A 26735-nucleotide genomic window follows, 5' to 3' on the forward strand; every position below is an offset into this window, starting at 1 on the left:
GGACGCTATTATGACGCCATGCACAATCCCCCATTTCCCCAAGAAAGCGCTGCGCTGACGCTGGACGGCCCGGTCGGCCCGCTCGATGTCGTGGTCGATCTGCCGGAGGCCGACGTCGTGGCGCAGCCGGTGGTGGCGATCGTCTGCCATCCGCTGTCCACCGAGGGTGGCAGCATGCACAACAAGGTGGTCACGATGGCCGCGCGCGCGCTGCGCGACCTCGGCATCGCCACCGTGCGCTTCAATTTCCGCAGCGTCGGCCAGTCCGCCGGCGAGTTCGACCACGGCAATGGCGAGCAGGACGACCTCAAGGCGGTTGCCGCCTGGGTGCGCGCGCAGCAGCCGCACGCCACGCTGTGGCTGGCCGGCTTCAGCTTTGGTGCGTTCGTGTCGCTGCGTGCGGCCGGCGACCTGCAGCCGGCCGCGTTGCTGTCCATCGCCCCGCCGGCCGGCCGCTGGGATTTCGATGGCATCCAGCCGCCCCCGCAGTGGCTGGTGATCCAGGGCGAAGAAGACGAAATCGTCGACCCGCAGGCGGTCTACTCGTGGCTGGAGGGCATCGACGCCCCGCATGAACTGGTGCGCATGCCCGATACCAGCCACTTCTTCCACCGCAAGCTGATCGACCTGCGCGGGGCCATCACCCACGGCGTCAAGCACTGGCTGCCCCACGCGGGCGCCGGCACCGCATGAGCGATACCGCGATGACCCCGACCCAGCGCTACGCCGATGGCGTGGCGCGCGGCGAATGGCAGGACGACCCGGCCCAGCATGCGGCCCTGGCCGAGCTGGACCGCATCCACATCGCCCTGGTGGACAGCGCGCAGGACGGCTGGCTGGACCGGCTGTCGGCGTTCTGGAAGAAGCCCGACCCGGTCAAGGGCCTGTACTTCTGGGGCGGGGTGGGGCGGGGCAAGACCTTCCTGGTGGACCTGTTCTACGACGGCCTGCCGATCGAGCAGAAGTACCGCACCCATTTCCATCGGTTCATGCGCGGCATCCACGAGCGCCTGCGCGAGCACCAGGGCCAGAGCGACCCGCTGGCCAAGATCGCCCAGGAATGGCGCAGCAAGCTGCGGGTGCTGGTGCTGGACGAATTCTTCGTCACCGACATCGGCGATGCGATGCTGCTGGCGCGCCTGCTCGAACGCCTGTTCGCCGAGGGCGTGACCCTGGTCACCACCTCCAACACCGCGGTGGAGAACCTGTACCTCAACGGCCTGCAGCGTGACAGCTTCATGCCGGCCATCGGGCTGCTGCAGACCTATTGCGTGGAGCTTTACGCCGAAGGCACCGAGGACTACCGCATGCGCGCGCTGACCCGCTCGCCGGTGTACCAGTCCCCGATCGATGCCGGCAGCGATGCGTGGCTGGCCGGGCGCTGGGCCGAGCTCAGTGGCGGTGCGACGGCCAAGCCGGGCAACATCGAAATCGAAGCGCGCAAGATCCCGGTGCGCGGTCGCGGCAAGAGCATCGTCTGGTTCGACTTCAAGGCGCTGTGCGAAGGCCCGCGCGGGCCGTCGGACTACATCGAGATCGCGCACGAGTTCAACACCGTGCTGCTGGGCGACATCCCGCACTTCGACACGCTGAACGAAGATGCCGCACGCCGCTTCGTCAACCTGATCGACGAACTGTACGACCGCCACGTCAACCTGGTCTGCACCGCCACCGATTCCCCGGTGGCGCTGTACTCGGGCGCGCGCCTGCAGGGCGCGTTCGAGCGCACCGCCTCGCGCCTGATCGAGATGCAGAGCGCCGAGTACCTGGGCACCCCGCACCGCGCGTAGCGCCGGCACCCGCCGCAAACGGCGGGGCGCCACGGGGCGGTCAGGGCCGGGGCAGGGCCAGCGTGTCGCCCCGCGGCTGCTCCCGCGCCACGACCGGGGCATCGTCCCCGTCACGGTCCATCACCATCAGCGCCAGCGGCTTGCCCTGGTAGCGCACCTCCAGCGCGCGCTGGATCTCGTCCAGCGCCAGCACCTGGGTGCACAGCGAACGGGCATGGCCCTCCAGCGCCTTGGCGCGGATCTCCATGCTGCGTTCCAGTTCGCCTTCCATTCTGGCCGCGCGGGCCTCCATGCGGCCGGCGCCGCCGGTGAACAGGGTCCACATCATGCCGCGCGCCAGCGAACCGGCCATCGACTCGGCGGCCTCCTCCACGCGCTGCTCGAAGCCCGCGCCGAACGCGTCCTGCTCCCAGATGCCGCGGCCGAGGGTGCGATCCACGTGATCGTGGGCGTCCTGGCGCAGGCGCGCCACCTGGCGGGCCTTGCTGCGGCTGCCGCTCATGATCTCCACCGTGGCGCCGAACGCATCGAACGCGATATCCACCGCCTCGCCGGCGACCCCGGCCACCGCCGGCACCAGCTGCCGGGTGCCCCATTCCAGCTGGCGCAGCCGCTGCGCGTCGGCGGCGCTCACCGGGATCGGCTGGCGGTCGATGTTGAGCTCGCCATCGTGGAAGAAGATCTCCGCCGGCACCTGCGCGCGGTTGCGCAGCCAGATCCCGCCGCTGTCCACCAGCACGTCGTAGGGCGTGCTGACCCCGCATTCCCGCGAGGACAGCGGGGGCGTGTTGCCGGGCGCGTCGGCGTGGGCGGCGGCGGCCGCGCCCAGGGCCAACAGCAGACATCCAGTCAGGGCCAGTCTCATGCGTGAGTCTCTGCGGGGGAGGGGGCCAGCGTGGCACCGCCGCGGCGGCCCGGCGCGGGTCGGAAGTCACCCCGCCAGGGCGCGGCGCGCCGCGGTTTGTTACGGCCGCGTGAGTCCGTCGTTCTGTTTTCCGTGCCCCTGCGTCGCGTCCGGGATGACCGTTCCGGCCTTGACTGCGCACTCGGTTTCGACGGGTCGGCGGGGCGCCGGAGCGCGCTCCAGGAGCGGAACCTTGCGCCGTAAGGGATTGCCAACTTTCACTACATTTGGCGTTGACGATCCCTATTACCCCCACTATCTTGTGGCCGTCGGTTCCAGCGACCCCAAGTCGCCGGATCAAAAGGGAAGCGCGGTGATCGAGCCTGCACGCAGCCGGTACCGCCCCGCAGCGGTGACCCGCAACGCAGCCGTCATCGCGTACCTGCCGACAACCGCACGAAGTACAGCGTGCGGTGCCGGTCGCGCCACATCTCCGGGGGGAGATGACCGGTGACGCAGGGGAACCGCCCGCAGCCCTGGCTGCGCTGGTCGCGGCCCGTGCGACGCCGCTGTTCCACCCTCGGATACGAGCGCACCGGTCCGGCGCCTGCCCGGCAGGCGTCACTGTGCCACCCCAAATCACGCCAAGAGGAAAACGCCGTGAGCACCGAAACCAGCGCAGCCACCGAACAGGAAAGCCAGTTCCTGCTGACCTCGCCGCCCACGGCCAACGCCATGAGCGTCACCAAGCGCAACGGCACGACCGAGTTGGTGGACCTGAACAAGATCGTGCGCGCGGTACAGCGTTCCGCCGAAGGTCTGCACGCTGTCGATCCGATGCGCGTGGCCACCCGCACCATCTCCGGCCTGTACAACGGCGCCACCACCCAGGAGCTGGACGAACTGTCGATCCGCACCTCGGCGCTGCTGATCGGTGAAGAACCCGAGTACGGCCGCCTCGCGGCGCGTCTGCTGGCCAATTTCATCGCCAAGGAAGTGTCCGGCCAGGAGATCTACGCGTTCTCCCAGTCGGTCGGCCGTGGCCATGAAGTGGGCCTGATCAACGACCGCCTGCTGAACTTCGTGCAGACCAACGCGCGCAAGCTCAACGATGCGATCGACATCTCGCTGGACCTGAACTTCGATTACTTCGGTCTGCGTACCCTGTACGACCGCTACCTGCTGCGCCATCCGCACACCCGCAAGGTGATCGAGACCCCGCAGCAGTTCTTCCTGCGCATCGCCAGCGCACTGAGCGAGGACGTGCCGGAAGCCCTGGCGCTGTACCGCCGCATGGGCAACCTGGACTACCTGCCGTCCAGCCCGACCCTGTTCAACTCCGGCACCACCCACGAGCAGCTGTCCTCGTGCTTCCTGCTGGATTCGCCGCAGGATTCGCTGGAGTCGATCTACTCCAAGTACGGCGACATCGCCCAGCTGTCCAAGTTCTCCGGCGGCATCGGCGTCAGCTACACCCGCGTGCGTTCGCGCGGTTCGCTGATCAAGTCGACCAACGGCCACTCCAACGGCATCGTGCCGTGGCTCAAGACGATGGATTCGTCCGTCGCTGCGGTGAACCAGGGCGGCAAGCGCAAGGGCGCGGCCTGCGTGTACCTGGAAACCTGGCACGCCGACATCGAGGACTTCCTCGAGCTGCGCGACAACACCGGCGACGAATCGCGTCGTGCGCACAACCTGAACCTGGCCAACTGGATCCCGGACCTGTTCATGAAGCGCGTCGAGGCCGACCAGGAATGGTCGCTGTTCGATCCGCGCGTGGTACCCGAGTTCACCGACCTGTTCGGTGAGGCCTTCGAGCAGGCCTACCTGCAGGCCGAAGCCCAGGGCAAGGCCAACCGCACCATCTCCGCGCGCAAGCTGTACTCGCGGATGATGCGTACCCTGGCCGAGACCGGCAACGGCTGGATGACCTTCAAGGACAAGTGCAACCGCGCCAGCAACCAGACCCTGCGTCCGGGCAACGTGATCCACCTGTCCAACCTGTGCACCGAAATCCTGGAAGTCACCTCGGCCGAAGAAACCGCGGTGTGCAACCTGGGCTCGATCAACCTGGGCAACCATTTCGATGCCCACGGTGAGTTCGACTACGAGAAGCTGGCCGACACCGTGCGCCTGGCCGTGCGTCAGCTCGACCGCGTGATCGACCTGAACTTCTACCCGATCGAATCGGCCCGCCGCGGCAACCTGCGCTGGCGTCCGGTCGGCCTGGGCTGCATGGGCCTGCAGGACGTGTTCTTCCGCAAGCGCCTGGCCTTCGACAGTGCCGAAGCCCGCGCGCTGTCGAAGAAGATCGCCGAAACGATCTACTTCCACGCGCTGGAAACCTCGGTCGAACTGGCCCAGGAACGCGGCAAGCACCCGTCCTTCGCCGACACCCGTGCGGCCAGCGGCGAGCTGCAGTTCGATGCCTGGAACGTGGTGCCCGAAGACAGCGCGCGCTGGGATGCCCTGCGCGAGCGCATCAAGGAGCACGGCCTGCGCAACTCGCTGATGATCGCCATCGCGCCGACCGCGACCATCGCCTCGATCGCCGGCTGCTACGAGTGCGTCGAACCGCAGGTGTCCAACCTGTTCAAGCGTGAAACCCTCTCGGGCGACTTCCTGCAGGTCAACCGTTACCTGGTGAACGAGCTGAAGAAGCTGGGCCACTGGACCCCGGAAATGCGCGACGCCATCAAGCTGGCCGAAGGCTCCATCCAGGGCATCCCGCAGATCCCGGAAACCCTGCGCCACGTCTACCGCACCGCCTGGGAACTGCCGATGCGCTCGCTGATCGACATGGCCGCCGACCGTGGCGCGTTCATCGACCAGTCCGCCTCGCTCAACCTGTTCATGGAAAGCCCGAACATCGGCGCGATGTCCTCCATGTACATGTACGCCTGGAAGCAGGGCATCAAGACCACGTACTACCTGCGTTCGCGTCCGGCCACCAAGATCGCCAAGACCACCGTCAGCAGCTACACCCCGGTGGAAGCCGTGGCCTGCTCGCTGGAGAACCCGGAAGCCTGCGAGGCGTGCCAGTAAAAGGCGTGCCGGCCCAACAGGGCCGGCATTCCACCAACACCGCTGTCACTGCAGGCGCTCCGGCGCCTGCAGTGCCGGAAGCCCGCCGCGCACACGCGCGGGTCTTTCGACGCTTCCCCTACGGGGATGCCGCCAACCGAAACAAGGACTGCCCTCATGGCCGACAAGCCCCGTCAAATGCTGCTCGATCCCGGTTTTGAACTGACGTTGCGCCCGATGCGCTACCCGCAGTTCTACGACATGTATCGCAACGCGATCAAGAACACCTGGACCGTGGAAGAAATCAACTTCCAGATCGACATCAGCGACCTGCATGGCAAGATGTCGCCGGGCGAGCGCCACCTGATCCACCGCCTGGTCGCGTTCTTCGCCACCGGCGATTCGATCGTGTCCAACAACCTGGTGCTGAACCTGTACCAGCACCTCAACGCGCCCGAAGCGCGCATGTACCTGTCGCGCCAGCTGTACGAAGAAGCGCTGCACGTGCAGTTCTACCTGACCCTGCTCGACAACTACCTGCCCGATCCGGACGAGCGCGCCAAGGCGTTCGACGCGGTGGAGAACATCGACTCGATCAAGAAGAAGGCGGACTTCTGCTTCAAGTGGATCGACTCGATCCAGAACCTCAAGCGCATCGAAACCCGTGACGAGCGCCGCCAGTTCCTGCTCAACCAGATCTGCTTCGCAGCGTGCATCGAAGGCCTGTTCTTCTTCGCCGCCTTCGCCTACGTGTACTACTTCCGTTCGCGCGGCCTGCTCAACGGCCTGGCCTCGGGCACCAACTGGGTGTTCCGCGACGAAAGCGCACACATGGAGTTCGCCTTCGAATGCGTGGACGTGATCCGCGAGGAAGAGCCGGATCTGTTCGACGATGCGATGAAGCAGCAGGTGTATGACATGCTCGCCGAAGCCATCGAATGCGAAGTGCAGTTCGCCGAAGACGTGCTGTCCGGTGGCGTGGCGGGCATTTCCACCCGCGACATGCGCCAGTACCTGCAGCACTGCGCCGACAACCACTTCCACCGCCTGGGCATGGAAAAGAAGTACAACGTGCGCAACCCGCTGAGCTTCATGGAGCTGCAGGACGTGCAGGAACTGACCAACTTCTTCGAGCGCCGCTCCTCGGCCTACCAGGTTGGCGTGAAGGGCGAAGTCGCCTTCGACATGTCGTTCTGATCGCACGCCCGCGTGTGTGACGCAGAAAGCCCCGGCCGTGCCGGGGCTTTTTGTTTGGCGCTGCCTCACCCGCTCACGGTCACTGCCGTATCATCCGCCCGACCCCATCCGCACCGGCCACCCCCATGACCGTCTCCCCCGATACTGTCCCGCCCATCGAAGTCCGCATGGCCGAGATCGTCTTCCCCAATCACACCAACCACATGGGCACCCTGTTCGGTGGCCAGGCGCTGGCGTGGATGGACAAGGCCGCCTTCCTTGCCGCGGCCCGTTACTCGCGCCGCACCGTGGTGACGGCCCGCTCGGACCAGGTCGACTTCAAGCTGCCCATCCGCATCGGGCAGATGGTGGAAACCGTCGGCCGCATTGTCGAGGTCGGCCGCAGTTCGATGAAGGTGGAAGTGGAACTGATCGCCGAAGACCTGCACAACGGCGAGCGCAAACTCTGCACCCGTGGCCACTTCGTGATGATCGCCCTGGACGACGCCGGCCAGCCGGTCGCCGTGCCGGCGCTGCCCGAGCCCATTCCCGGGCCCTGAGGGCAATTGCGCGGGGCCTGCAGCGCCCCCATCTGATCGCCATGACCCCCGCACTCGCCGACTTCATCGACCGCGCCCGGCGCCTGTTCGTGCTCACCGGCGCCGGCTGCAGCACCGACTCGGGCATCCCGGACTACCGCGATGCCGACGGCCAGTGGAAGCGCACCCCGCCGGTGACCTACCAGGCCTTCATGGGCGAGCAGGCCACCCGCCAGCGCTACTGGGCACGCAGCCTGGCCGGCTGGCCCCGGTTCGGCCAGGCCCAGCCCAACGGCACCCACGCCGCGCTGGCGGCGCTGGAGGCGCGCGGGCAGGTGGAGGTGCTGCTCACCCAGAACGTGGACCGGCTGCACCAGCGGGCCGGCAGCGTCGGCGTGATCGACCTGCACGGCCGCCTGGACCAGGTGCGCTGCATGGGCTGCGAAGCGCGCATCCCGCGGGAGGCGTTCCAGCACAGCCTGCTGGCGCACAACCCGGACTGGCAGCATCTGGACGCGGCACAGGCCCCGGACGGCGACGCCGATCTGGAGGGCGTGGCGTTCGACACCTTCCAGGTGCCGGCCTGCGCGCAGTGTGGCGGCATCCTCAAGCCCGACGTGGTGTTCTTCGGCGAAAGCGTGCCCCGCGAGCGCGTCGCCGCCGTGCACGCCCACCTCCAGCAGGCCGACGCGGTGCTGGTGGTCGGCTCCTCGCTGATGGTCTATTCCGGCTTCCGGTTCGTGCAGGCCGCCGCCACCGCGGGCCTTCCGGTGGCCGCGCTGAACCTCGGCCGCACCCGCGCCGACGACCTGCTCACCCTGAAGGTGGAGCAGCCCTGCGCAGCCGCCCTGTCGTTCCTGTTGCCATCTACCGCCTAACGATCGGCGCGGCGGTGCCCGGGCGCGTGGCGACGCGTTCATCCCATCGTTCACCCAACGAATCGCCTACACCCCGCCCCGGGTAGAGCGGGGCTCTGCCCCGCTAGCCGCACCGTCCCACCCAACGAATCGCCCGCAACCCGCCCGGGTAGAGCGGGGCTCTGCCCCGCTGCCCGCACCGCCCCACCCAACAAATCGCCGGCAACCCGCCCTTGTAGAGCGGGGCTCTGCCCCGCTGGCCTCACCGTTCCACCCACAAGGTTGCCTGCAAGCCCACATCGGAGTGCAATAACGCCCCGGTTTCATTCTTCCCCCCGAGTCCTCCCTTGAGTCAGCTCTTCTCCCCCGTCTCCTTTGGCCCGCTGTCGCTGTCCAACCGCATCGTCATCGCGCCGATGTGCCAGTACTCCTCCACCGATGGCCTGGCCAACGACTGGCACCAGATCCACCTGGGCCAGCTCTCGCAGTCCGGCGCCGGCCTGTTGATCCTGGAAGCCACCGCCGTGCTGCCCGAGGGCCGTATCAGCTGGGCCGACCTGGGCCTGTGGGACGACGCCACCGAGGCCGCGCTCACGCAGGTGATCGGTGCGGTGAAGCGCTGGTCGCCGATGCCGCTGGGCGTGCAGCTCGCCCATGCCGGCCGCAAGGCATCCTCGGCGCGGCCGTGGGACGGCGGTGGCCCCTTGCCGCCGACCGACCCCAACGGCTGGACCACCCACGCCCCGTCCGCACTGCCGTTCGCGGCCAATGGCCCCGTGCCCGAGGCGCTGGATGAGGCCGGCATCGATGCCGTGGTCGAGGCCTTTGCCACCGCCGCACGCCGCGCCGAGCGCGCCGGGCTGGACCTGATCGAACTGCATGCCGCGCACGGCTACCTGCTGCACCAGTTCCTGTCGCCGCTGAGCAACAAGCGCCAGGACCAGTACGGCGGCTCGCTGGAAAACCGCATGCGCCTGCTCGTGCGCGTGTTCGACGCGGTGCGCGAAGCAGTGTCCGACCGCATCAGCGTGGGCGTGCGCATCTCGGCCAGCGACTGGGTTGACGGTGGCTGGGACATCGAACAGAGCCGCACCCTGGCCCAGATCCTGGACATGCGCGGCTGCCAGTTCATGCACGTGTCCAGCGGCGGCCTCGACGCGCGCCAGAAGATCCCGCTGGAGCCGGGCTACCAGGTGCCGTTTGCCGCGGCGATCAAGGCCAAGGTGAAGATGCCGGTCATCGCCGTGGGCCTGATCACCGATCCGTCGCAGGCCGAATCGATCCTGCGCCACAACCACGCCGACGCCATCGCGCTCGCCCGCGGCATCCTCTACGACCCGCGTTGGCCGTGGCACGCCGCCGCCGCCCTGGGCGACTCACTCGCCCCGGCACCGCAGTACCTGCGCTGCGAGCCGCGCGAAGCACGCGGCGTGTTCCTCGCGCCGGAGGGCTGAGACCGGAAGGCAGGAGGGGGAACGACCACGGGACATCGCATGCCCGCCGCCTCCAGGCCCTCCTACGAGGGCCTGGTCGGAGGTGCCTATGGCGATCTCATCAGTGATTGGTAAGGCCGTGTCTTCGCACCGGGTCACAAACGGGAACAGCTACCCCGGGTAGAACAACCCATGCGGCGCGGTTGCCGCGCCAGGCCGGCCTATCCCGTGTACATATCCCTGTTGCTTGCCTTCCTGCTGCTGGGCAGTGCGTCGGAGCCAGGCACGCCTCGCGCTGCCGACGCGCTGCTTGCCGACCTTGTCCGGCTGGACACGCCCGACGCAGACCTGCCTGCGCTGGAGCGCATCGCCGCCATGCAGGCGGTGTACCGGGGTGGAACGGCGCATCTGCAGACGGGCGCTGACTGCCACTCGATTGCGTCCGACAATCAGCGTGATCTGTTTGATGCCACTGCGCTGATGGCGTTCTATCAACCCGATGAAGCACTTCTTCACCGCATGCGCTGCCTGCACGAGCGACTCGTATCCGACGGGACTGCGGGTGCCGCGGATCACCGGGCCCTGCACGGCGCACTGGTCGCGTTGCGGCATTTTGATGAAGCCAATCAACTTCGCGACCGCTGGTCGCTGCCGGTTCCGACGCTGCCCGACATACGGGGTGAGCCATCGGCAGGGATGGAGGTGCTGAGACTGGGCCATGCGGACGCCGTTGAGCGTATCGCGTTCCCGGAGAACGGGGTGCACGTGGTTGCGCTGGTGCATCCGAACTGCAGCTTCTCCGCACGGGCGTTACAGGCGATCGTGACTGACCCCGGGTACGACGCGTTGCGCGGCCACATGCGGCTGGTAGTGCGTAGCGACCCGCATTGGCCGGAGAAGGCGATGCGGGCCTGGAACACCCTGCATCCAGACCTTCCCATGCTGGCGATGGTGCCTGGCGTGAAGTTCTCTCAACTGGATATGCACGAGACGCCCGTGTTTCATCTTGTGCAGGATGGTGTCGTTGTCGAAACGGTCGTCGGATGGCAAGGGGACGGCGCAGCAGTGCGCGCGTTGGCGGAAAGACTGGTGTCCCTCATACCCGATGCGAATCGCGAGGTGGACTAGCCCGAGCCGGCCCGTTATGCCGCGTCCACCCGCCAGGCCGCAGGCAGTGCATCCAGCAGTGCCTGCATCAGCGCCCGCACCTTGGGCGTGAGATCGCGGCGGTCGCTGACGCACAGGAACAGCCGCATCGGCTCGGGCGAGGTGCGGGCGCCGTCGCCGGTGGCGAACAGCACCTGCAGTTCGCCGCGCGACAGCCACGGCGCCGCCACGAACGCGGCCAGCCGGGCGATGCCGCCGCCTGCGGCCGCCATCGCGGCCAGCGCATCGATGTCGTCACAGACCAGCGCCGGGCGCACCTCGGCGTCGAACCGCATGCCGTCACGTACGAAGCCCCACGGCAGCAGGCGCCCATCCACCGGGTAGCGGAACACCAGGCAGCGATGGTCGCGCAGCGCATCCGGCGTGGGCGGGGTGCCCGCCTGCGCCAGGTATGACGGGGCCGCGCAGACCACGAACGGAACCTGCGCGATGGGCCGCGCCACGATCCCGTCCACCAGCTGCTGTTCGATCCGCAGGCTCACATCCACGTCTTCGCGCGCGTGGTCCACCGCGCGGTCGGTGAGCAGCAGTTCGATCTCCAGGCGTGGATGGCGCGCCTGCAGGGCCGGCAGCAGCGGGGCCAGTACGTGCCGCCCGAACGCAGCGGTGCTGGCCACACGCAGCCGGCCCTGCGGCGTCGCATCCGGGTCGGTCACCGCAGCCTGCGCCCGCTGCAGGTCGCGCTCGATGTGGCGCACCTCGGCCAGGTACAACGCGCCGCGTTCAGTCAGCGCCAGCGTGCGGGTGGTGCGGTTGAACAGGCGCACGCCCAGGTGAGCCTCCAGCCGCGCGATGTTCTGCCCCACCGCCGCCGGGCTGATCCCCAGCGTGCGCGCGGCGGCGGCCAGGCTGCCGGCGTCGGCGGTCCGGATGAAACTGCGGATTGACTGCAGAATGTTCATGATGGCGCCAATTAAGGCAGGTTATTGCAAAGATTGTCTTTATAAAGAGCCAATCTGCTGCGGTCTACCCGCCCCACGCTGCCCTGACTATCGTGCCGGTCCCGCAACCGCCGGTTGCCTTGATCGGATCGCTCCGCATGTCGCTCCCCCCGCAGACCCTGGCGGCCCGCCGCTGGAAGCTCGGTGCCCGCTCCACGCCCTACGTGTTCGCCTTCTTCATGGCCTCGATCATGGCGATGCTGATGTGCCTGGTGATCACCGCCGCCAACGCCGGGCTGGACGCCCACTATCCCGCCCGCGTGTTCGGGGCGTACCAGTTGGCCATGCCCACGGCGTTCTGCTGCATTCTGGTGGTGCGCCCGCTGGTGATGCGGCTGGTGGCACTGACCGTGCATCCGCCGCGTTGAACGCACTGCAGGCAAATGGTTGCAGCTGAGAGCAACCATCCCGCGGGTGAGGGCGCTCACTTACACTGCCGTGATGCGCCCCGATTCCATCCTCACCCTGTCATGCCCGGACCGTACCGGGATCGTCTACCGCGTGTCCGGCCTGCTGTTCGAGCTGGGCTGCAACATCCTCGATGCCCAGCAGTTCGGCGACGACGAGAGCGGCCGGTTCTTTCTGCGCGTGCATTTTGATCGTGCCGCCGAGCAGTCGCTGGCCGACGTGGAAGCGCGCATGGCCACGCTGGCCGGTGAGTTCGCGATGGACTGGCAACTGCACGATGCGCGTCGTCGGGCACGGCTGCTGGTGCTGGTCAGCCGACAGGGGCACTGCCTGAACGACCTGCTGTTCCGCGCGCACAGCCGCCAGCTGCAGGTGGATATCGCGGCGGTGGCCTCCAACCACACCGATTTCGCCGCACTGGCCGGCTCCTACGGCGTGCCGTTCCACCACCTGCCGGTCAACGCCGACAACCGCATGGTGCAGGAACAGCAGATCATCGACCTGGTCGAGCGCGAGCGGATCGATCTGGTGGTGCTGGCGCGCTACATGCAGATCCTCTCGCCACGCCTGTGCCAGGCGCTGGCGGGGCGGGCGATCAACATCCATCACAGCTTCCTGCCCAGCTTCAAGGGCGCGCAGCCGTACCACCAGGCGCACGCGCGCGGGGTCAAGATCATCGGCGCCACCGCGCACTACGTGACCGACGATCTGGACGAAGGCCCGATCATCGAACAGGACGTGGCGCGCGTGGACCACGCGATGACGCCGCGCGATCTGGTGCGGCTGGGCAGCGATACCGAGTCGCAGGTGCTGGCGCGCGCGGTACGCCGGCATGTGGAGCATCGCATTCTGCGCAACGGACACCGAACGGTGGTGTTCCGCTGATCGTGGCGGCCGGTGCTATGCTCCGGCCCCTGTCCTGCAATGGAGTGCGTGATGAATACCGATCCGATGGCGTGGGTGAAACTGCTGGCCGTGCTGGGTGTGTGCGCGGTGGTGGTGGGCGGTTCGATCTGGTTGCTGGTATGGGTGTTCCAGCGCAATGCGCGGCTGGAAGCCGAGCGCCAGCGCAAGGCCGCCGCGAAGCAGCCGCCACAGGCCTGAGCCGGCGTCGTACCGCTCAGCGCAGCGCGATGCTGCTGGCCGCCAGCGCCGCGCGCGTGGCGTCGTCATTGGCGGCACTGACCGGGCGCGTCAGCGCCCACAGATAGCCCACGCGGAAGCCGGCGGCGGCCGCATCCTGTGCGGTCCACAGCACGCAGTAGTCGCGTGCCAGTCCGCACACATGCACCTCGGCGATACCGCGCTCGCGCAGCCAGCCGGCCAGCCCGGTGGGTGGCCGCTGGCCATCGGCGTCGTGGTTTTCCTGGAAGGCGCTGTACGAATCGACGTGGCGGTTGCGTCCCTTGCGCAGGATCATCGCGGCCGGGGTCCAGTCCACGCCGGCGTGCAGCGCGGCGCCGGGCGTGCCCTGCACGCAGTGGTCCGGCCACAGCGTCTGCGGGTGGCCGTGCAGGGCAATCTGCTCGAACGGGGCGTGGCCGAGGTGCTGGCTGGCGAACGACGCATGGTCGGACGGGTGCCAGTCCTGCGTCGCCACCACGGTGGCATAGCGGCCCTGTGCCAGCAGCGCGGCGATGTCCGCCACGATCGCATCGCCGTCCTCGCAGGGCAACGCGCCGCCGGGCATGAAGTCCGGTTGCAGATCGACCACGATCAGCGCGACATCGGCAGGGAAACGGTTCATGGCGGCATCACGCAGGTGGGGCGTCCAGTCTAGCCGACGCCCCGGTAGCGGTCAGTCCGCATCGCCCTGCCGCGAGGTGCCGTCACCGTAGTACAGCACCCCGATCCTGATCCGCTCGCGGCCGTTCTCGCGGCGGTGGCGGTTGGCATCGCGCAGCGAGTACACGCAGCCGCAGTATTCCTGCTGGTAGAACTGCTCGCGCTTGCTGATCTCGACCATGCGCGCGGCGCCACCGCCCTTGCGCCAGTTGTAATCCCAGTACTGGATGCCCGGGTAGTGCGCGGCGGCGCGGTGGCCGCAGTCGTTGATCTGGTTCATGTCCTTCCAGCGCGAGATGCCCAGCGAACTGCTGATCACCTGGAAGCCGTGTTCGTGCGCATACAGCGCGGTGCGCACGAAGCGCATGTCAAAGCACATCGTGCAGCGGATGCCGCGCTCGGGCTCGTTTTCCATGCCGCGGGCGCGCGAGAACCAGTTGTCGGTGTCGTAGTCGGCATCGACGAACGGCACGCCATGTTTCTCGGCGAAGCGGATGTTCTCCTGCTTGCGCAGTTCGTACTCCTTCACCGGGTGGATGTTGGGGTTGTAGAAGAAGATCGTGTAGTCGATGCCCGAGGCGGTAATCGCCTCCATGACTTCGCCCGAACACGGGGCGCAGCATGAGTGCAGCAGCAACTTGGTGTGTCCACCGGGCAGGGCCAGGGTGGGGCGGTCGATCGGGGTGGTGTGAGGCGTGGTCATGCGGATTCTCATCAACCGCACCGCCGGCAACGGCGGCGGCGCGGTCCTTGGGGCCAGGTGTGGCGGTGGATCAGGCAGCGTTGGCGTCGGCGCTTTCCTCGCGCAACTGGCGCGCGGCGGCCACCAGCGCGTCAAGCGCCGCACGGGTTTCCTTCCAGCCACGGGTCTTGAGCCCGCAGTCGGGGTTGACCCAGATCTGCTCCGGACGCAGTACCTCAGCGGCCTTGCGCAGCAGCGCCAGCATTTCTTCCTTGTCCGGCACGCGCGGCGAATGGATGTCGTACACGCCCGGACCGATCTCGTTGGGGTACTGGAAGCGGACGAACGCATCCAGCAGTTCCATGCGCGACCGCGAGGTCTCGATGGAGATCACGTCGGCGTCCATCGCCGCCACCGAATGGATGATGTCGTTGAACTCGGAGTAGCACATGTGGGTGTGGATCTGGGTCGCGTCGCGCACGCCACTGGCGCTGATCCGGAACGCTTCCACTGCCCAGTCCAGGTACTCGCGCCACTGCGCGCGGCGCAACGGCAGGCCCTCGCGGATGGCCGGCTCGTCGATCTGGATCACGCCGATGCCGGCCGCTTCCAGGTCCAGCACTTCGTCGCGCAGCGCCAGCGCGATCTGCCGGCAGGTGTCGGCGCGCGACTGGTCGTCGCGTACGAACGACCACTGCAGCACCGTCACCGGCCCGGTCAGCATGCCTTTCATCGGGCGGTCGGTGAGCGACTGCGCGTACTGCGACCAGCGCACCGTCATCGGCTGCGGGCGGGTCACATCGCCGTAGATCACCGGCGGCTTCACGCAGCGGGAGCCATAGCTCTGCACCCAGCCGTTCCTGGTGAACGCGAAGCCGTCGAGCTGCTCGCCGAAGTACTCGACCATGTCGTTGCGCTCGAACTCGCCATGCACCAGCACGTCCAGCCCGATCTGCTCCTGCACGCGCACGCAGTGTTCGGTCTGGGTGGCCAGGAAGGCATCGTAGTCGGCATCGGAAAGCTTGCCGGACTTGTTGCGCGCACGCGCCTCGCGGACCTCCAGGGTCTGCGGGAACGAGCCGATGGTGGTGGTGGGGAAGCGCGGCAGCTTGAGCGCGGCGGCCTGGGCCAGGTGACGTTGCGGGTAGCGGCTGTGACGTTGCGCATCGGCCGGGGTCAGGGCGGCCAAGCGCGCGGCGACGGCCGGCTTGTGCACGCGCGGCGACTGCCGGCGCGACTCGATGCGCGCCCGTGCCTCGGCCAGCCCGGCCTCGGCATGCGGTGCCCCGTCGATGGCGTCGGCGAGCAGGCGCAGCTCCTGCAGCTTCTGCCGGGAGAACGCCAGCCAGCCGCGCAGCTCATCGTCGAGCTTGGTTTCCAGCGCGAGGTCCACCGGGCTGTGCAGCAGCGAGCACGACGGGGCCAGCCACAGCCGGTCGCCCAGATGGCCATGCGCATAGCGCGCCAGCACCAGCGCGTTGTCCAGGTGGGTGCGCCAGATGTTGCGGCCGTTGACCAGCCCGGCCGACAGCACGCGGTCGGCCGGCAGCGCCTTGATCACGGCATCCAGCTGTTCCGGTGCGCGCACCAGGTCCACGTGCAGGCCGTCGACCGGCAGCGCGGCGGCCAGCGCCAGGTTGTCCTCGAGCGCGCCGAAGTAGGTGGCGACCAGCACCTTCGGGCGCGGCGCGGTGGCCAGCGTGGCGTAGGCATGCACGAACGCGGCACGCGCCGCGTCGTCCAGGTCCTGCACCAGCACCGGTTCGTCCAGCTGCACCCAGTCGGCGCCGGCCTCCTTCAGGGCGCCAAGCAGCTCGGCATAGACCGGCAGCAGCGCATCCAGCAGATCCAGCGCCGGGCTGCCATCGACGGTCTTGGACAGCAGCAGGAAGCTCACCGGCCCCAGCAGCACCGGACGCGTCTGGATGCCCAGCGCACGGGCCTCGCGGTACTCGGCCAACGGCTTGTCGCCGCGCAGCGCGAAGCCCTGGCCGGCCTGCAGCTCGGGCACCAGGTAGTGGTAGTTGGTGTCGAACCACTTGGTCATTTCCAGCGCGTGCAGGTCATGGCCATCGCGCTGCACGCCACGGGCCAGCGCGAAGTAGCCGGCCAGTGCATCGGCATCGGCCAGCGCGCGGTAGCGGGCCGGGATCGCGTCGAACAGGAAGGCGGTATCCAGCACCTGGTCGTAGAAGCTGAAATCGTTGCTCGGCGGTACGTCCACCCCGGCCTCGCGCTGCAGCTGCCAGTGGCGGGCGCGCAGCGCGCGGGCGGTGTCCTGCAGCGATTGCGCGCTGCTCTCGCCGGACCAGTACGCCTCCAGCGCGCGCTTGAGCTCGCGCTTGGCGCCGATGCGCGGAAAACCCAGGTTGGTAACGGTAGTCATTGGAACGTGTCCTCATTGCGTAGGGGCATTGAGGAACGAAGGAACCGCGCGCCGTCCACGCCATCGCTGCCGTGTCCGCCCCGCCAGCGACCTTCGCCCCCGCGGGCGAACCGGATGCCGTGAAGCGGACGCACGGGGGCAGCGCCATGCAGGCGGCATGGCGGCAGGCCCCGGCAACCTCCCCGCGGACGTTCCAGGTCGAATCGGGGAACGGTCGTGTTCCCCGGCCGGGGCCGGTATTCGGGCTGATGGACGCGGGCGCGGACGCCCTCCTAGTACCTGCCGCTTCCCAGGCCGATGCCCAGTGCTGTTGGCAGGATTCGTTTCCATTCACCGCTGCGGGGCAGCTCCGGAATGGGCGCACAAGGCGCCTTCACCGGATTCCCGTTTAAATCCATCCCTTCATCTGCATAAAGAGATGGATACCTTCGGCGAGCACAAGGTAGGCCGAAGGCGGGCGATGGTCAAGAGGGGCGGGTGCTCAGGCAGCGGGGTGGTACGGCGCGATGCGCGCCAGCACGTCCGCCAGTTCGTCCTTGGTCTTGGCCGCGTCATGGGCCATCTGCAGGTTCAGCCAGAACGCATCGCTGGTGCCGAAGAAGCGCGCCAGCCGCAGCGCGGTGATCTGAGGCATGGCCTTCGGCGCAGCCAGCGGTCCACTGCATCCATCACGCCGCTGCCTGCGTATCTCCCGATGACCCCCCTGTGGAGCCGGACATGCGCCGAACCCTTCTGCCCTCGCTGCTGCTGGTGCTGATCCCGGTGCTGCCGGCCGCTGCCCAGCAGGTGCAGCGCCAGGAAGGCCGTGCCTACGCGCCCTCCGGCGGACGCCTGCTGTACCGCGAGACCCATTGGCTGCAGGGACCGCCCGAGGCACGGTCGCGGCTGGTGCTGTACCGCTGCGCGGACGGACGCGCCTTCGCGCGCAAATGGATGACCCCGCACGGCAGCGCGCAGACCCCGGACTTCGCCTTCGAAGACGCGCGCAGCGGCTACCAGGAAGGTCTGCAGGGCAGCGCCGCCGCCCGCACCGTGTATGTGCGTGAAAACGCGCAGGCCGATCGCGTCAGCCGCGCCATCGCGATTCCGGCCGATGCGGTGGTCGATGCCGGGTTCGACGCGGCCGTGCTCGGGCACTGGGCGGCGCTGCAGGGCGGGCAAAGCGTGGCGTTCCAGTTCCTGCTGCCCAGCCGCCAGCGGCTGGTGCCGTTGAAGCTGCAGCGCAGCGGCGCGGTCACCTGGCAGGGCCAGCCGGCCGAGCAGCTGCAGATGCGCCTGGATGCCTGGTTCGGCTTCGCGGTGCCGGCGGTGAACCTGGTCTACGCCCGCACTACGCCGCGCCTGCTGCAGTTCTCCGGTACGGGCAACGTGCGTGATGAACACGGCCGCTACCCGCAGGTGCGGGTCGAATTCCCCGATGCGCCGGTCGCGGCAACCGCGGCCGAGCTGGTCGCCGCGCGGCAGCAACCGCTGGTGTCCACATGCGCCGGATGATCGCCCCCTTGCGCGGCAGGCGCGCAGCGACGACGATGCCGGCTGTCCCCCTGCCGACATTGAGCCTGCGATGCCTGAGCTGGACACTGCCGATACCGGCGCCTCGCGGCGCCTCGACGAGCTGCTCGTCCAGGTCGCCACAGGCGACCGCCAGGCGTTCGAATCGGTCTACCAGCTGGCCTCCGGCCGCCTCTTTGCGATCTGCCTGCATGTGCTGCGCGACCGTGGCGATGCCGAGGACGTGCTGCAGGACGCCTTTGTCACGGTGTGGAACAAGGCCGCGCAGTTCGACCGCGGCAAGGCCTCGGCCATGACCTGGCTCTCGATGCTGGCCCGCAACCGCGCCATCGACCGGCTGCGTGCGGCCCCGCCGCGCCCGCTGGACGATCTGTCGGTGGCCGACGAAGTGCCCGACTTCGCCCCGCAACCGGCGCAGGTGGCCGAACACGCCTCCGATCGCGAGCGTCTGGACGATTGCCTGGACACGCTGGAGCCGCGCCGCCGTTCGCTGATCCGGCTGGCCTTCCTGGATGGGGCCAGTTATGAGGAGCTGGCGCGCCGCATCGGTGCGCCGCTGGGGTCGGTGAAGAGCTGGATCCGCCGTGGGCTGGGTCAACTACGGGTGTGCCTGGAACGATGAACGTCCGCGACCTCCACGATCTGCCCGACGACGCCGAACCGCCCGGTGCCGACATCCTGGCCGGGGAATACGTGCTCGGCGTGCTCGATGCCGCCCAGCGCGCCGAGGTGGAACGGCGCATCGCCCGCGATCCGGGCTTTGCCCGCCTGGTCAGCCAGTGGGAGAACCGGCTGGCCCCGCTGCTCGAATCGCTCGGCACCGAGGCCGTTCCAGCCCACCTGTGGCCGCGGATCCGCACCTCGCTGGGCTGGCCGTCGGTGGCCACCACGCCACGCGCCTGGCAGCGCACCGGCTTCTGGCAGGGCATGACCGCGCTGGCGGCGGTGGTTGCGCTGGTGGCGGTTCTTGCGCGCCGCGACGTGGTGCCGGTGGCACCGGTGGCGCCCCCGGTGGCGGTCACCCCGACCACGCCGGCCGAGCCGGAACAGGCCACCAGGCCGGTCACGCCGCTGCTGCACGACGACGGTTCCCCGGGCTGGCTGGCCTCTGTCGACAAGGCCCAGGGCAAGGTGTTGATGGTGCCGGTCCCGGCACCGGCCGATGCCGCCGGGCGCGCGCCCGAGCTGTGGCTGATCCCGGCGGGCGGCGCGCCGCGTTCGCTGGGCCTGGTCTCGATCAACCGCGCCCACACCGTGGCGGTCCCGGCCACGCTGCGTGATGCGCTGGTGAACGGCTCGGTGCTGGCGATCACGCTGGAACCGTCCGGTGGCGCCCCGCAGGGCATCCCGACCGGCCCGATCATCGCCAAGGGCGACATCGCCAACCTGTAACGTGCACTTTATTTCCGGATACGTGCATCCGGAGGGCTGCTGTTCCCGTATCTCCTGACAAGCACGCCAGGAGATGCGCGATATGTCGGCCGGACCCGCCTCTGCAACAGGACGCACTGCCCGCCGTGGCCTTTGGGCAACGGTGCGGCGCTGGTTCGATACCAGCGCCGATACGGCCGTGGCGCCCGAGGCCGCGCAGCGCGTGGACTGGCTGCGCGCGATCCCGTTCGCGGCGATGCACCTGGCCTGCGTGGCGGTGCTGTGGGTTGGGGTGTCCTGGGTCGCGGTCGGGGTGGCGGTGGCGCTGTACGCGGTGCGCATGTTCGCGATCACCGCGTTCTACCACCGCTACTTCTCGCATCGCACCTTCCGCACCTCGCGCGTGGTGCAGTTCGTGTTCGCGGTGATCGGCGCGGCCAGCGTGCAGCGCGGCCCGCTGTGGTGGGCTGCGCACCACCGGCATCATCACCGCCATACCGATACCGCGGCCGATCCGCACTCGCCTCGCGTGCACGGCTTCTGGTGGAGTCACATGGGCTGGTTCCTGACCGCCGAGGGCTTCCGCACCGATTTCGCCCGCATCCCGGACCTGGCCCGATACCCCGAACTGCGCTGGCTGGACCGCTTCGACACCCTGGTACCGATCGCCCTGGCCGCCGCGTTGTTCGGTCTGGGCGCGCTGCTTGAGCGCATCGCGCCGTCGTGGGGCACCAGCGGTGGCCAGATGCTGGTGTGGGGCTTCTTCATCTCCACCGTGGTGCTGTTCCACGCCACCGTGACCATCAACTCGCTGGCGCACCGCTTCGGCCGCCGCCGTTTCGCCACCGGCGATGACAGCCGCAACAACCTGTGGCTGGCGCTGCTGACCTTTGGCGAAGGCTGGCACAACAACCACCACTTCTTCCCGGGCACGGTGCGCCAGGGCTTCTACTGGTGGGAAGTGGACATCACCTGGTACGGCCTGCGCGTGATGGGCTGGCTGCGCCTGGTAAGCGATCTCAAACCGGTGCCGGCGTGGGTGCTGGCCAAGGCGGAGAACTGACATGCGCATCGCGGTGATCGGCTCGGGTATCGCCGGCCTGTCCAGTGCCTGGTGGCTGTCGCAACGCCACGAGGTGACGCTGTTCGAAGCCAATGACTACCTCGGTGGACACACCCACACCCACTCCGTGGAGGTGGATGGGCGCACGCACGCGGTGGACACCGGCTTCATCGTGTTCAACCCGCTGCACTACCCGCTGCTCACCGCGTTGTTCGAGCAGCTGCACGTGCCCACGCGGCCGACCACGATGAGCTTTTCCGTGCACAGCGAGCGCAGCGGGCTGGAATACAACGCCACCTCGCTGGATGGGTTGTTCTGCCAGCGCCGCAATCTGGTCTCGCCGCGCTTCTGGGGCCTGCTGCGCGATCTGCGGCGCTTCTACCGCGAGGCGCCCGCGCTGCTGCAGGGTGACCAGGAGGGGCCGGCGCTCGGCGACTACCTCGCCCAAGGCGGCTACGGCCGCGCCTTCGTGGACGAGCACCTGATGCCGATGGCCTCGGCGCTGTGGTCGGCACCGACCGCGGCGCTGGCCGGGTTCCCGGCGCGCTACCTCGTCCAGTTCATGGCCAACCACCAGATGCTGCAGGTGAGCGGCCGCGCGCCGTGGCGGGTGGTGGAAGGGGGCTCGGCCCGCTATGTCGAGGCGATGCGGCGCCGCTGGCAGGTTCGCGAGCGCCTGGAGTGCCGGGTATACGGCGTGGAGCGCCACGCGCAGGGCGTGCGCGTGCACAGCGCGGCCGGTCTGGAAGGGTTCGACCAGCTGGTGCTGGCCTGCCACAGCGACCAGGCGCTGGCGATGCTGTCCGATGCCGATCCCACCGAGCGCGCCGTGCTTGGCGCGATCCGCTACCAGCCCAACGAGGTCGTGCTGCATACCGACGCCCGGCTGCTGCCGACCCGGCGCAAGGCCTGGGCCGCCTGGAACGCCCACGTGCCGCAGGCGCCGATGGCGCCGTGCACGGTCAGCTACTGCATGAACCTGCTGCAGGGCATCGACACGCCCACGCCGCTGGTGGTCACGCTCAACCGCAGCGAGGCGATCGATCCGGCCAAGGTGCTGCGCCGCCTGCAGTACGCGCACCCGGTGCACGACCACGCGATGGTGCGTGCGCAGGGGCGCTGGGCCGAGGTGCAGGGCCGGCGCCGGACCTGGTTCGCCGGTGCGTACTGGGGCTGGGGCTTCCATGAAGACGGCATCCGCAGCGCGCGCCGGGTGGTGGATGCGCTGGAAGCACTGGATGCCGACGCGTACTGGCCCTTGTCCGAAGCGGTGTCGGCATGAGTGCCAGCGCGATCTACCGGGGTCGCATGCGGCATCGCCGCCACCTGCCGCAGGCCCACGCCTTCGGCTACCCGGTGGCGCAGTTGCTGCTGGACCTGGATGAGCTGGACCAGGTGTTCCGCGGCCGCTGGCTGTGGTCGGTGGGCCGCCGCAACCTGGCCGAGTTCCGCCGCAGCGACTACCTGGGCGATCCGGGCGTGCCGCTGGCCGACGCGGTGCGCGCGCGCGTGGCCGAGGCGCTGGGCCGCGCGCCGGCCGGGCCGATCCGCCTGCTCGCCCACCTGCGCTACGCCGGCCACGTGTTCAACCCGGTCAGCTTCTACTACTGCTATGCCGCCGACGGCACCACGCTGGAGTGCATCGTCGCCGAGATCACCAACACGCCCTGGAAGGAGCGGCACGCCTACGTGCTGCCGGTGGCCGCCGCCGATGCCCGTGGCCGCGCGCTGGCGTGGGAGTTCGACAAACAGTTCCACGTCTCGCCGTTCATGCCGATGGACTGCCACTACCGCTGGCGCTTCACCGCACCGGGCAGGGATCTGCACGTGCACATGCAGGTCTGGCGCGACGGCGCGCGCCAGTTCGATGCCGATCTGGTCCTGCAGCGTCAACCGCTGGACCAACGCGGCCTCGCCGGTGTCCTGCTGCGCTATCCGCTGATGACCCTGCAGGTGGTGGCGGCCATCCACTGGCAGGCCCTGCGGCTGTGGCTCAAGCGCACGCCCGTTCACGACCACCCTTCGCTCGCTGGAAAACGCCCATGAACGACATGACCCGGCCGCTTCTGCCGTCCCCGCCCACCGCGCTCGAACGGTTCCTGCGCGGGCGGCTGGTGTCCCAGCTGGCGCCGTTGCGCGGCGGCAGCCTGCACCTGCGCGATGCCACCGGCGATGTGATGCTGGGCGATCCGTCGGCACCGCTGCGCGTCACCCTATGGGTCGATGACCCCGCGTTCTACCGTGCCGTGGCCGCGCAGGGCAGCGTCGGCGCCGGTGAAGCCTACCTCCGGGGCGACTGGCGCTGCAGCGACCTGGTCGCGCTGGTGCGGCTGCTGGTGCGCAACCGCGACCTGCTCGACGGCATGGAGAACGGTGTGGCGCGCATCGGCGGCTGGCTGCTGAAGGGCTGGAACCACCTGCGGCGCAACACCCGCGAAGGCAGCCGGCGCAACATCGCCGCGCACTACGACCTGGGCAACCCCTTCTTCTCGCTGTTCCTGTCCGAGGACCTGATGTACTCCTCGGCGTTGTATGCCAGTGCCGGGGACACCCTGGAGGCAGCCTCGCAGCGCAAGCTGGCACGCATCTGCGAACAGCTGCAGCTCACCGCCGACGATCGCGTCATCGAGATCGGCACCGGCTGGGGAGGCTTCGCGCTGTATGCGGCACGCGTGATCGGCTGCCATGTCACCACCACCACCATTTCCGTCGAGCAGTACACGCTGGCCAAAGCGCGCGTGGAGGCTGCCGGGCTGCAGGACAAGGTGACCCTGCTGCTGAAGGACTACCGCGATCTCGACGGCCACTACGACAAGCTGGTCTCCATCGAGATGATCGAGGCGATCGGCGCGCAGTACCTGGATACCTACTTCGCCACGCTTGCCCGCCTGCTCAAGCCCGACGGCCTGGCGCTGCTGCAGGCCATCACCATCGAGGACCAGCGCTACGAGCAGGCGCGTCGCAGCGTGGACTACATCAAGCGCTTCGTGTTCCCCGGCAGCTTCATTCCCTCGATCAACGCGATCATCGCGGCCAAGACCCGCAGCAGCGACCTGCAGCTGATTGGCCAGCATGACTTCGGGCCGTCCTATGCACTGACGCTGCGGGCCTGGCGCCAGCGCTTCCTGGCCCAGCTGCCCGCCGTCCGCGCGCAGGGCTTCGATGCGCGTTTCATCCGGATGTGGGAGTTCTACCTGGCCTATTGCGAGGGCGGCTTCCTGGAGCGCTCGATCGGCGTCTCGCACCTGCTGATGGCGCGTCCCGGCTACCGCCCCGCTTTGATCGCCGGGGAGGACTGAGGTGCCGCGCTTCTGGGCCAACGTGATCGGCAACCAGCTGGTCTGGCTGTGCGCGGTGATCGGCGCCGGCCACGGACTGCGCTGGCCGGCGTTGCTGGCCGCCGCCGTGTACGTGGGCAGCCAGCTGGCGTGGTCGCCGCACCCGTCCGTTGACGCCCGGCTGATGGGCGTGGCGATCGCCTGCGGGCTGGTGGTCGATGGCCTGGCAGGTGGCACCGGGCGCGTGGTGTACGCCGCCGGCAACGGTGTGGCCTGGCTCGCTCCGCTCTGGATCCTGGCACTGTGGGCCGCCTTCGCCATGACGCTGACGGTGTCGTTCGCCGTGCTGCAGCGGCATCTGGTCGCGGCCGCGCTGGTGGGCCTGCTGCTGGCACCGCTGGCGTATCTGTCGGCCGCGCGCGGCTGGTCCTCGGTGGTGTTCGCCGCGCCGCCGTGGCACGGCGTGGCAGTGCTGGGCCTTGGCTGGGCGGTCGCCCTGCCACTGCTGGCCGCGTGCGCGCGCCATTGGCAGCGCCAGGCGTCCCCACTCGACACGCTGGCTGCAGGAGAGACGCGATGAAGCTGTTGTGGGTGGTCTGGCTGTATGCCGCGGTGATCATGACCTGGGGCTGGTGGTGGCAGCGCCGGCACCAGAACATCGGCGTGGTCGACGTGCTCTGGGCCAAGGGAGTGGGCGCCTCGGCGCTGCTGCTGGCCCTGCTGGGCGACGGTGCATCGTCGCCGCGGATCGCGCTGGCGGTACTGGGTGGGCTGTGGGGCTCGCGCCTGGCGCTGCATCTGTGGCATCGCGTGCGCAGCGAACCGGAGGACGGCCGCTACCAGCATCTGCGGCAGTACTGGAACGGCCACCAGGGCAAGATCTTCGGCTTCTTCCAGTTCCAGGCGCTGCTGATCGTGCTGTTCGCGCTGCCGTTCGTGGCGGTGTCGATCGCACCGCAGACGCATCCCGGGTGGCTGGCCGCAGCGGCGGCGGTGTGGCTGCTGAGCGTGGGCGGCGAGGCGCTTGCCGACCGCCAGCTGGCCCGCTTCCGCGCCGACCCGGCCAACAGGGGAACGACCTGCCGGCAGGGCCTGTGGCGGTATTCGCGGCACCCCAACTACTTCTTCGAATGGCTGCACTGGTTCACCTACGTGCTGCTGGCCGTGCAGTCGCCACTGTGGTGGCTGGCGTGGTCCGGTCCGCTGGTCATGTACGTGTTCCTGCGCTGGGTCAGCGGTATTCCCTTCACCGAGGCGCAGGCGCTGCGCAGCCGGGGCGAGGACTACCGCGACTACCAGCGCACCACGCCGATGCTGTTCCCGTGGTTTCCCTCCCGCTCTTCCTCCCGCAAGGAGATGTCATCGTGAATGCCGCCAGTGAACCGTTGCCCCTGCCGGACTACGCCCCCGGCCTGACCGGCCTGGCCGAACGCGGCCTGCTGCCCGATGCGCTGCTGCGGCTGGGCATCCGCCGCCAGTGCGAGCAGCGACTGCGTGACGAGCTCGCGGGCGGCCAGCAGGCCCAGTCGCAGCGCTTTGCCACCCGCATCGCCGGGCTGGCGAGCAGCGCGGTGGCGCTGCACGTGGATGCGGCCAACCGCCAGCACTACGAAGTGCCGGCGGACTTCTTCCATCACTGCCTGGGCAGGCGCCTGAAGTACAGCAGCTGCTACTACGCCACCGGCCGCGAGACGCTGGATGAAGCCGAAGAGGCGATGCTGGCGCTGTATGGCGAGCGTGCGCAGCTTGCCGACGGCCAGCGCATCCTGGAGCTGGGCTGCGGCTGGGGCTCGCTGACCCTGTGGATGGCCGAGCGCTACCCCAACGCGCGGATCACTGCGGTTTCCAACTCCAACAGCCAGCGCGAGTACATCCTGGGGCAGTGCCGGGCGCGGGGGCTGGACAACGTCACCGTGCTGACGCGCGACGTCAACCACCTCACCCTGGAGGCGGGCAGTTTCGACCGCTGCGTGTCCATCGAGATGTTCGAGCACATGCGCAACTACCCGCAGCTGCTGCAGCGCATCCACGGCTGGCTGCGTCCGCAGGGCAAGCTGTTCGTCCACATCTTCGTGCACCGCACGTTGATGTACCCGTTCGAGACCGACGGTGACGACAACTGGATGGGCCGGCACTTCTTCACCGGTGGCCTGATGCCGGCGGCCGACACGCTGCTGTTCTTCCAGCAGCACCTGCACCTGCAGCAGCGTTGGCTGCTGGATGGCACGCACTACCAGCGCACCGCCAACCACTGGCTGGCCAACCAGGACCGCGAGAAGGACGCGGTGATGGCGGTGCTGCGCCAGTGCTACGGCGACGCTGCGGCCCCGCTGTGGCACCAGCGCTGGCGCATGTTCTGGATGGCCTGCGCGGAGCTGTTCGGCTACCAGCAGGGCCAGCAGTGGCAGGTGGCGCACTACCTGTTCGATCGCCCCTGAACCCCCCACGCCTGCCGAGGACGCTGTCATGACGATTCGTG

Annotated in this window: 27 protein-coding genes and 2 riboswitches; of the genes, 21 read left to right on the top strand and 6 right to left on the bottom strand. The window is 68.7% G+C overall.

From position 1 onward, the window contains the following. Positions 1 to 18: 18 nt before the first annotated feature. Positions 19 to 693: an alpha/beta hydrolase gene (locus ACLB90_RS10870; protein ID WP_411849514.1), complete on the top strand. Its 675-nt coding sequence runs from the start codon at positions 19 to 21 to the stop codon at positions 691 to 693. Continuing rightward, on the top strand, positions 690 to 1790 hold the full coding sequence (gene zapE / locus ACLB90_RS10875; protein WP_411849515.1) for a cell division protein ZapE: 1101 nt from the start codon (positions 690 to 692) through the stop codon (positions 1788 to 1790). The genes ACLB90_RS10870 and zapE overlap by 4 nt, the downstream gene beginning before the upstream one ends. Before the next feature lie 40 nt (positions 1791 to 1830). Here the strand turns inward: zapE and ACLB90_RS10880 are convergent, their stop codons facing one another. Continuing rightward, the gene (locus ACLB90_RS10880) at positions 1831 to 2655 is read right to left on the bottom strand and encodes a DUF2884 family protein (protein WP_411849516.1); all 825 of its coding nucleotides are present in this window, start codon (positions 2653 to 2655) and stop codon (positions 1831 to 1833) included. A 292-nt stretch (positions 2656 to 2947) separates the two neighbouring features. After that, a riboswitch (cobalamin riboswitch) is annotated at positions 2948 to 3099 on the top strand. A gap of 195 nt (positions 3100 to 3294) precedes the next feature. Here ACLB90_RS10880 and ACLB90_RS10885 point away from each other — a divergent pair. The 6 genes from ACLB90_RS10885 (at position 3295) to ACLB90_RS10910 (ending at position 10791) form a co-directional block, all read left to right on the top strand. Beyond that, a complete protein-coding gene (locus ACLB90_RS10885; RefSeq protein WP_411849517.1) occupies positions 3295 to 5679 on the top strand; it encodes a ribonucleoside-diphosphate reductase subunit alpha in 2385 nt (794 codons plus the stop codon). A 156-nt stretch (positions 5680 to 5835) separates the two neighbouring features. Further along, positions 5836 to 6855: a ribonucleotide-diphosphate reductase subunit beta gene (locus ACLB90_RS10890; protein ID WP_017356696.1), complete on the top strand. Its 1020-nt coding sequence runs from the start codon at positions 5836 to 5838 to the stop codon at positions 6853 to 6855. Between the two features lie 125 nt (positions 6856 to 6980). Next, positions 6981 to 7394 (top strand): acyl-CoA thioesterase, encoded by a 414-nt coding sequence (locus ACLB90_RS10895; protein ID WP_411849518.1) that lies wholly within the window; start codon positions 6981 to 6983, stop codon positions 7392 to 7394. Positions 7395 to 7435: 41 nt separating this feature from the next. Further along, entirely contained in the window at positions 7436 to 8251 is an 816-nt protein-coding gene (locus ACLB90_RS10900) for an NAD-dependent protein deacetylase (protein ID WP_411849519.1), read from the top strand. Between the two features lie 326 nt (positions 8252 to 8577). Beyond that, positions 8578 to 9684: an NADH:flavin oxidoreductase/NADH oxidase gene (locus ACLB90_RS10905; RefSeq protein WP_411849520.1), complete on the top strand. Its 1107-nt coding sequence runs from the start codon at positions 8578 to 8580 to the stop codon at positions 9682 to 9684. A gap of 207 nt (positions 9685 to 9891) precedes the next feature. After that, complete coding sequence (locus ACLB90_RS10910) at positions 9892 to 10791, top strand: hypothetical protein (RefSeq protein WP_411849521.1); 900 nt, start codon at positions 9892 to 9894, stop codon at positions 10789 to 10791. Positions 10792 to 10805: 14 nt separating this feature from the next. Here the strand turns inward: ACLB90_RS10910 and ACLB90_RS10915 are convergent, their stop codons facing one another. After that, positions 10806 to 11732 carry a LysR substrate-binding domain-containing protein gene (locus ACLB90_RS10915; protein ID WP_411849522.1) on the bottom strand — a complete coding sequence of 309 codons (927 nt, stop codon included), beginning with the start codon at positions 11730 to 11732 and terminating at the stop codon, positions 10806 to 10808. Between the two features lie 137 nt (positions 11733 to 11869). Between ACLB90_RS10915 and ACLB90_RS10920 the strand changes: the two genes are divergently transcribed. From ACLB90_RS10920 to ACLB90_RS10930, 3 genes are all read left to right on the top strand, one after another. Then, entirely contained in the window at positions 11870 to 12139 is a 270-nt protein-coding gene (locus ACLB90_RS10920; protein ID WP_411849523.1) for a DUF2798 domain-containing protein, read from the top strand. Positions 12140 to 12212: 73 nt separating this feature from the next. After that, entirely contained in the window at positions 12213 to 13064 is an 852-nt protein-coding gene (gene purU, locus ACLB90_RS10925; RefSeq protein ID WP_411849524.1) for a formyltetrahydrofolate deformylase, read from the top strand. 51 nt (positions 13065 to 13115) lie between these two features. Then, positions 13116 to 13283 (top strand): hypothetical protein, encoded by a 168-nt coding sequence (locus ACLB90_RS10930; protein WP_411849525.1) that lies wholly within the window; start codon positions 13116 to 13118, stop codon positions 13281 to 13283. 16 nt (positions 13284 to 13299) lie between these two features. On the opposite strand, the gene pncA is transcribed toward ACLB90_RS10930, so the two are convergent. The 4 genes from pncA to ACLB90_RS10950 all read right to left on the bottom strand — a co-directional run bounded on the left by pncA (position 13300) and on the right by ACLB90_RS10950 (position 17666). Further along, the gene (gene pncA, locus ACLB90_RS10935) at positions 13300 to 13926 is read right to left on the bottom strand and encodes a bifunctional nicotinamidase/pyrazinamidase (RefSeq protein ID WP_411849526.1); all 627 of its coding nucleotides are present in this window, start codon (positions 13924 to 13926) and stop codon (positions 13300 to 13302) included. A gap of 51 nt (positions 13927 to 13977) precedes the next feature. Continuing rightward, positions 13978 to 14667: an epoxyqueuosine reductase QueH gene (locus ACLB90_RS10940; protein ID WP_411849527.1), complete on the bottom strand. Its 690-nt coding sequence runs from the start codon at positions 14665 to 14667 to the stop codon at positions 13978 to 13980. 70 nt (positions 14668 to 14737) lie between these two features. Continuing rightward, complete coding sequence (gene metE, locus ACLB90_RS10945; protein WP_411849528.1) at positions 14738 to 17032, bottom strand: 5-methyltetrahydropteroyltriglutamate--homocysteine S-methyltransferase; 2295 nt, start codon at positions 17030 to 17032, stop codon at positions 14738 to 14740. 213 nt (positions 17033 to 17245) lie between these two features. After that, a riboswitch (cobalamin riboswitch) is annotated at positions 17246 to 17477 on the bottom strand. A gap of 36 nt (positions 17478 to 17513) precedes the next feature. Continuing rightward, positions 17514 to 17666, bottom strand: a complete 153-nt coding sequence (locus tag ACLB90_RS10950; RefSeq protein ID WP_411849529.1) for a helix-turn-helix transcriptional regulator — start codon at positions 17664 to 17666, stop codon at positions 17514 to 17516. An 83-nt stretch (positions 17667 to 17749) separates the two neighbouring features. Between ACLB90_RS10950 and ACLB90_RS10955 the strand changes: the two genes are divergently transcribed. From ACLB90_RS10955 to ACLB90_RS11000, 10 genes are all read left to right on the top strand, one after another. Next, positions 17750 to 18526 (top strand): hypothetical protein, encoded by a 777-nt coding sequence (locus ACLB90_RS10955; RefSeq protein WP_411849530.1) that lies wholly within the window; start codon positions 17750 to 17752, stop codon positions 18524 to 18526. A 70-nt stretch (positions 18527 to 18596) separates the two neighbouring features. After that, complete coding sequence (locus ACLB90_RS10960) at positions 18597 to 19166, top strand: sigma-70 family RNA polymerase sigma factor (protein WP_411849531.1); 570 nt, start codon at positions 18597 to 18599, stop codon at positions 19164 to 19166. After that, on the top strand, positions 19163 to 19936 hold the full coding sequence (locus tag ACLB90_RS10965) for an anti-sigma factor domain-containing protein (RefSeq protein ID WP_411849532.1): 774 nt from the start codon (positions 19163 to 19165) through the stop codon (positions 19934 to 19936). Before ACLB90_RS10960 ends, ACLB90_RS10965 begins: the two co-directional genes overlap by 4 nt. A gap of 82 nt (positions 19937 to 20018) precedes the next feature. Further along, on the top strand, positions 20019 to 20978 hold the full coding sequence (locus ACLB90_RS10970) for an acyl-CoA desaturase (RefSeq protein WP_411849533.1): 960 nt from the start codon (positions 20019 to 20021) through the stop codon (positions 20976 to 20978). Position 20979: 1 nt separating this feature from the next. Then, a complete protein-coding gene (locus ACLB90_RS10975) occupies positions 20980 to 22260 on the top strand; it encodes an NAD(P)/FAD-dependent oxidoreductase (protein ID WP_411849534.1) in 1281 nt (426 codons plus the stop codon). After that, entirely contained in the window at positions 22257 to 23024 is a 768-nt protein-coding gene (locus ACLB90_RS10980; protein WP_411849535.1) for a DUF1365 domain-containing protein, read from the top strand. Before ACLB90_RS10975 ends, ACLB90_RS10980 begins: the two co-directional genes overlap by 4 nt. Beyond that, positions 23021 to 24277 carry a class I SAM-dependent methyltransferase gene (locus ACLB90_RS10985; RefSeq protein ID WP_411849536.1) on the top strand — a complete coding sequence of 419 codons (1257 nt, stop codon included), beginning with the start codon at positions 23021 to 23023 and terminating at the stop codon, positions 24275 to 24277. Before ACLB90_RS10980 ends, ACLB90_RS10985 begins: the two co-directional genes overlap by 4 nt. A gap of 1 nt (position 24278) precedes the next feature. Further along, positions 24279 to 24836: a DUF2878 domain-containing protein gene (locus ACLB90_RS10990; protein ID WP_411849537.1), complete on the top strand. Its 558-nt coding sequence runs from the start codon at positions 24279 to 24281 to the stop codon at positions 24834 to 24836. Next, positions 24833 to 25624: a DUF1295 domain-containing protein gene (locus ACLB90_RS10995; RefSeq protein ID WP_411849538.1), complete on the top strand. Its 792-nt coding sequence runs from the start codon at positions 24833 to 24835 to the stop codon at positions 25622 to 25624. The genes ACLB90_RS10990 and ACLB90_RS10995 overlap by 4 nt, the downstream gene beginning before the upstream one ends. Then, positions 25621 to 26694, top strand: coding sequence for a class I SAM-dependent methyltransferase (locus ACLB90_RS11000; protein WP_411849539.1), 1074 nt, complete (start codon positions 25621 to 25623; stop codon positions 26692 to 26694). Before ACLB90_RS10995 ends, ACLB90_RS11000 begins: the two co-directional genes overlap by 4 nt. The last annotated feature ends 41 nt before the right edge of the window (positions 26695 to 26735 follow it).

It is taken from the genome of Stenotrophomonas sp. LGBM10 (genome assembly GCF_046736075.1).
In the GTDB taxonomy this organism is placed as follows: Bacteria; Pseudomonadota; Gammaproteobacteria; order Xanthomonadales; family Xanthomonadaceae; genus Stenotrophomonas.

Coding starts and splice junctions, on each gene's coding strand:
- ACLB90_RS10870 (WP_411849514.1), top strand. CDS start 19: ATGCACAATCCCCCATTTCCCCAAGAAAGCGCTGCGCTGACGCTGGAC.
- zapE (WP_411849515.1), top strand. CDS start 690: ATGAGCGATACCGCGATGACCCCGACCCAGCGCTACGCCGATGGCGTG.
- ACLB90_RS10880 (WP_411849516.1), bottom strand. CDS start 2,655: ATGAGACTGGCCCTGACTGGATGTCTGCTGTTGGCCCTGGGCGCGGCC.
- ACLB90_RS10890 (WP_017356696.1), top strand. CDS start 5,836: ATGGCCGACAAGCCCCGTCAAATGCTGCTCGATCCCGGTTTTGAACTG.
- ACLB90_RS10895 (WP_411849518.1), top strand. CDS start 6,981: ATGACCGTCTCCCCCGATACTGTCCCGCCCATCGAAGTCCGCATGGCC.
- ACLB90_RS10900 (WP_411849519.1), top strand. CDS start 7,436: ATGACCCCCGCACTCGCCGACTTCATCGACCGCGCCCGGCGCCTGTTC.
- ACLB90_RS10915 (WP_411849522.1), bottom strand. CDS start 11,732: ATGAACATTCTGCAGTCAATCCGCAGTTTCATCCGGACCGCCGACGCC.
- ACLB90_RS10920 (WP_411849523.1), top strand. CDS start 11,870: ATGTCGCTCCCCCCGCAGACCCTGGCGGCCCGCCGCTGGAAGCTCGGT.
- purU (WP_411849524.1), top strand. CDS start 12,213: ATGCGCCCCGATTCCATCCTCACCCTGTCATGCCCGGACCGTACCGGG.
- ACLB90_RS10930 (WP_411849525.1), top strand. CDS start 13,116: ATGAATACCGATCCGATGGCGTGGGTGAAACTGCTGGCCGTGCTGGGT.
- pncA (WP_411849526.1), bottom strand. CDS start 13,926: ATGAACCGTTTCCCTGCCGATGTCGCGCTGATCGTGGTCGATCTGCAA.
- ACLB90_RS10940 (WP_411849527.1), bottom strand. CDS start 14,667: ATGACCACGCCTCACACCACCCCGATCGACCGCCCCACCCTGGCCCTG.
- metE (WP_411849528.1), bottom strand. CDS start 17,032: ATGACTACCGTTACCAACCTGGGTTTTCCGCGCATCGGCGCCAAGCGC.
- ACLB90_RS10950 (WP_411849529.1), bottom strand. CDS start 17,666: ATGCCTCAGATCACCGCGCTGCGGCTGGCGCGCTTCTTCGGCACCAGC.
- ACLB90_RS10955 (WP_411849530.1), top strand. CDS start 17,750: ATGCGCCGAACCCTTCTGCCCTCGCTGCTGCTGGTGCTGATCCCGGTG.
- ACLB90_RS10960 (WP_411849531.1), top strand. CDS start 18,597: ATGCCTGAGCTGGACACTGCCGATACCGGCGCCTCGCGGCGCCTCGAC.
- ACLB90_RS10965 (WP_411849532.1), top strand. CDS start 19,163: ATGAACGTCCGCGACCTCCACGATCTGCCCGACGACGCCGAACCGCCC.
- ACLB90_RS10970 (WP_411849533.1), top strand. CDS start 20,019: ATGTCGGCCGGACCCGCCTCTGCAACAGGACGCACTGCCCGCCGTGGC.
- ACLB90_RS10975 (WP_411849534.1), top strand. CDS start 20,980: ATGCGCATCGCGGTGATCGGCTCGGGTATCGCCGGCCTGTCCAGTGCC.
- ACLB90_RS10980 (WP_411849535.1), top strand. CDS start 22,257: ATGAGTGCCAGCGCGATCTACCGGGGTCGCATGCGGCATCGCCGCCAC.
- ACLB90_RS10985 (WP_411849536.1), top strand. CDS start 23,021: ATGAACGACATGACCCGGCCGCTTCTGCCGTCCCCGCCCACCGCGCTC.
- ACLB90_RS10995 (WP_411849538.1), top strand. CDS start 24,833: ATGAAGCTGTTGTGGGTGGTCTGGCTGTATGCCGCGGTGATCATGACC.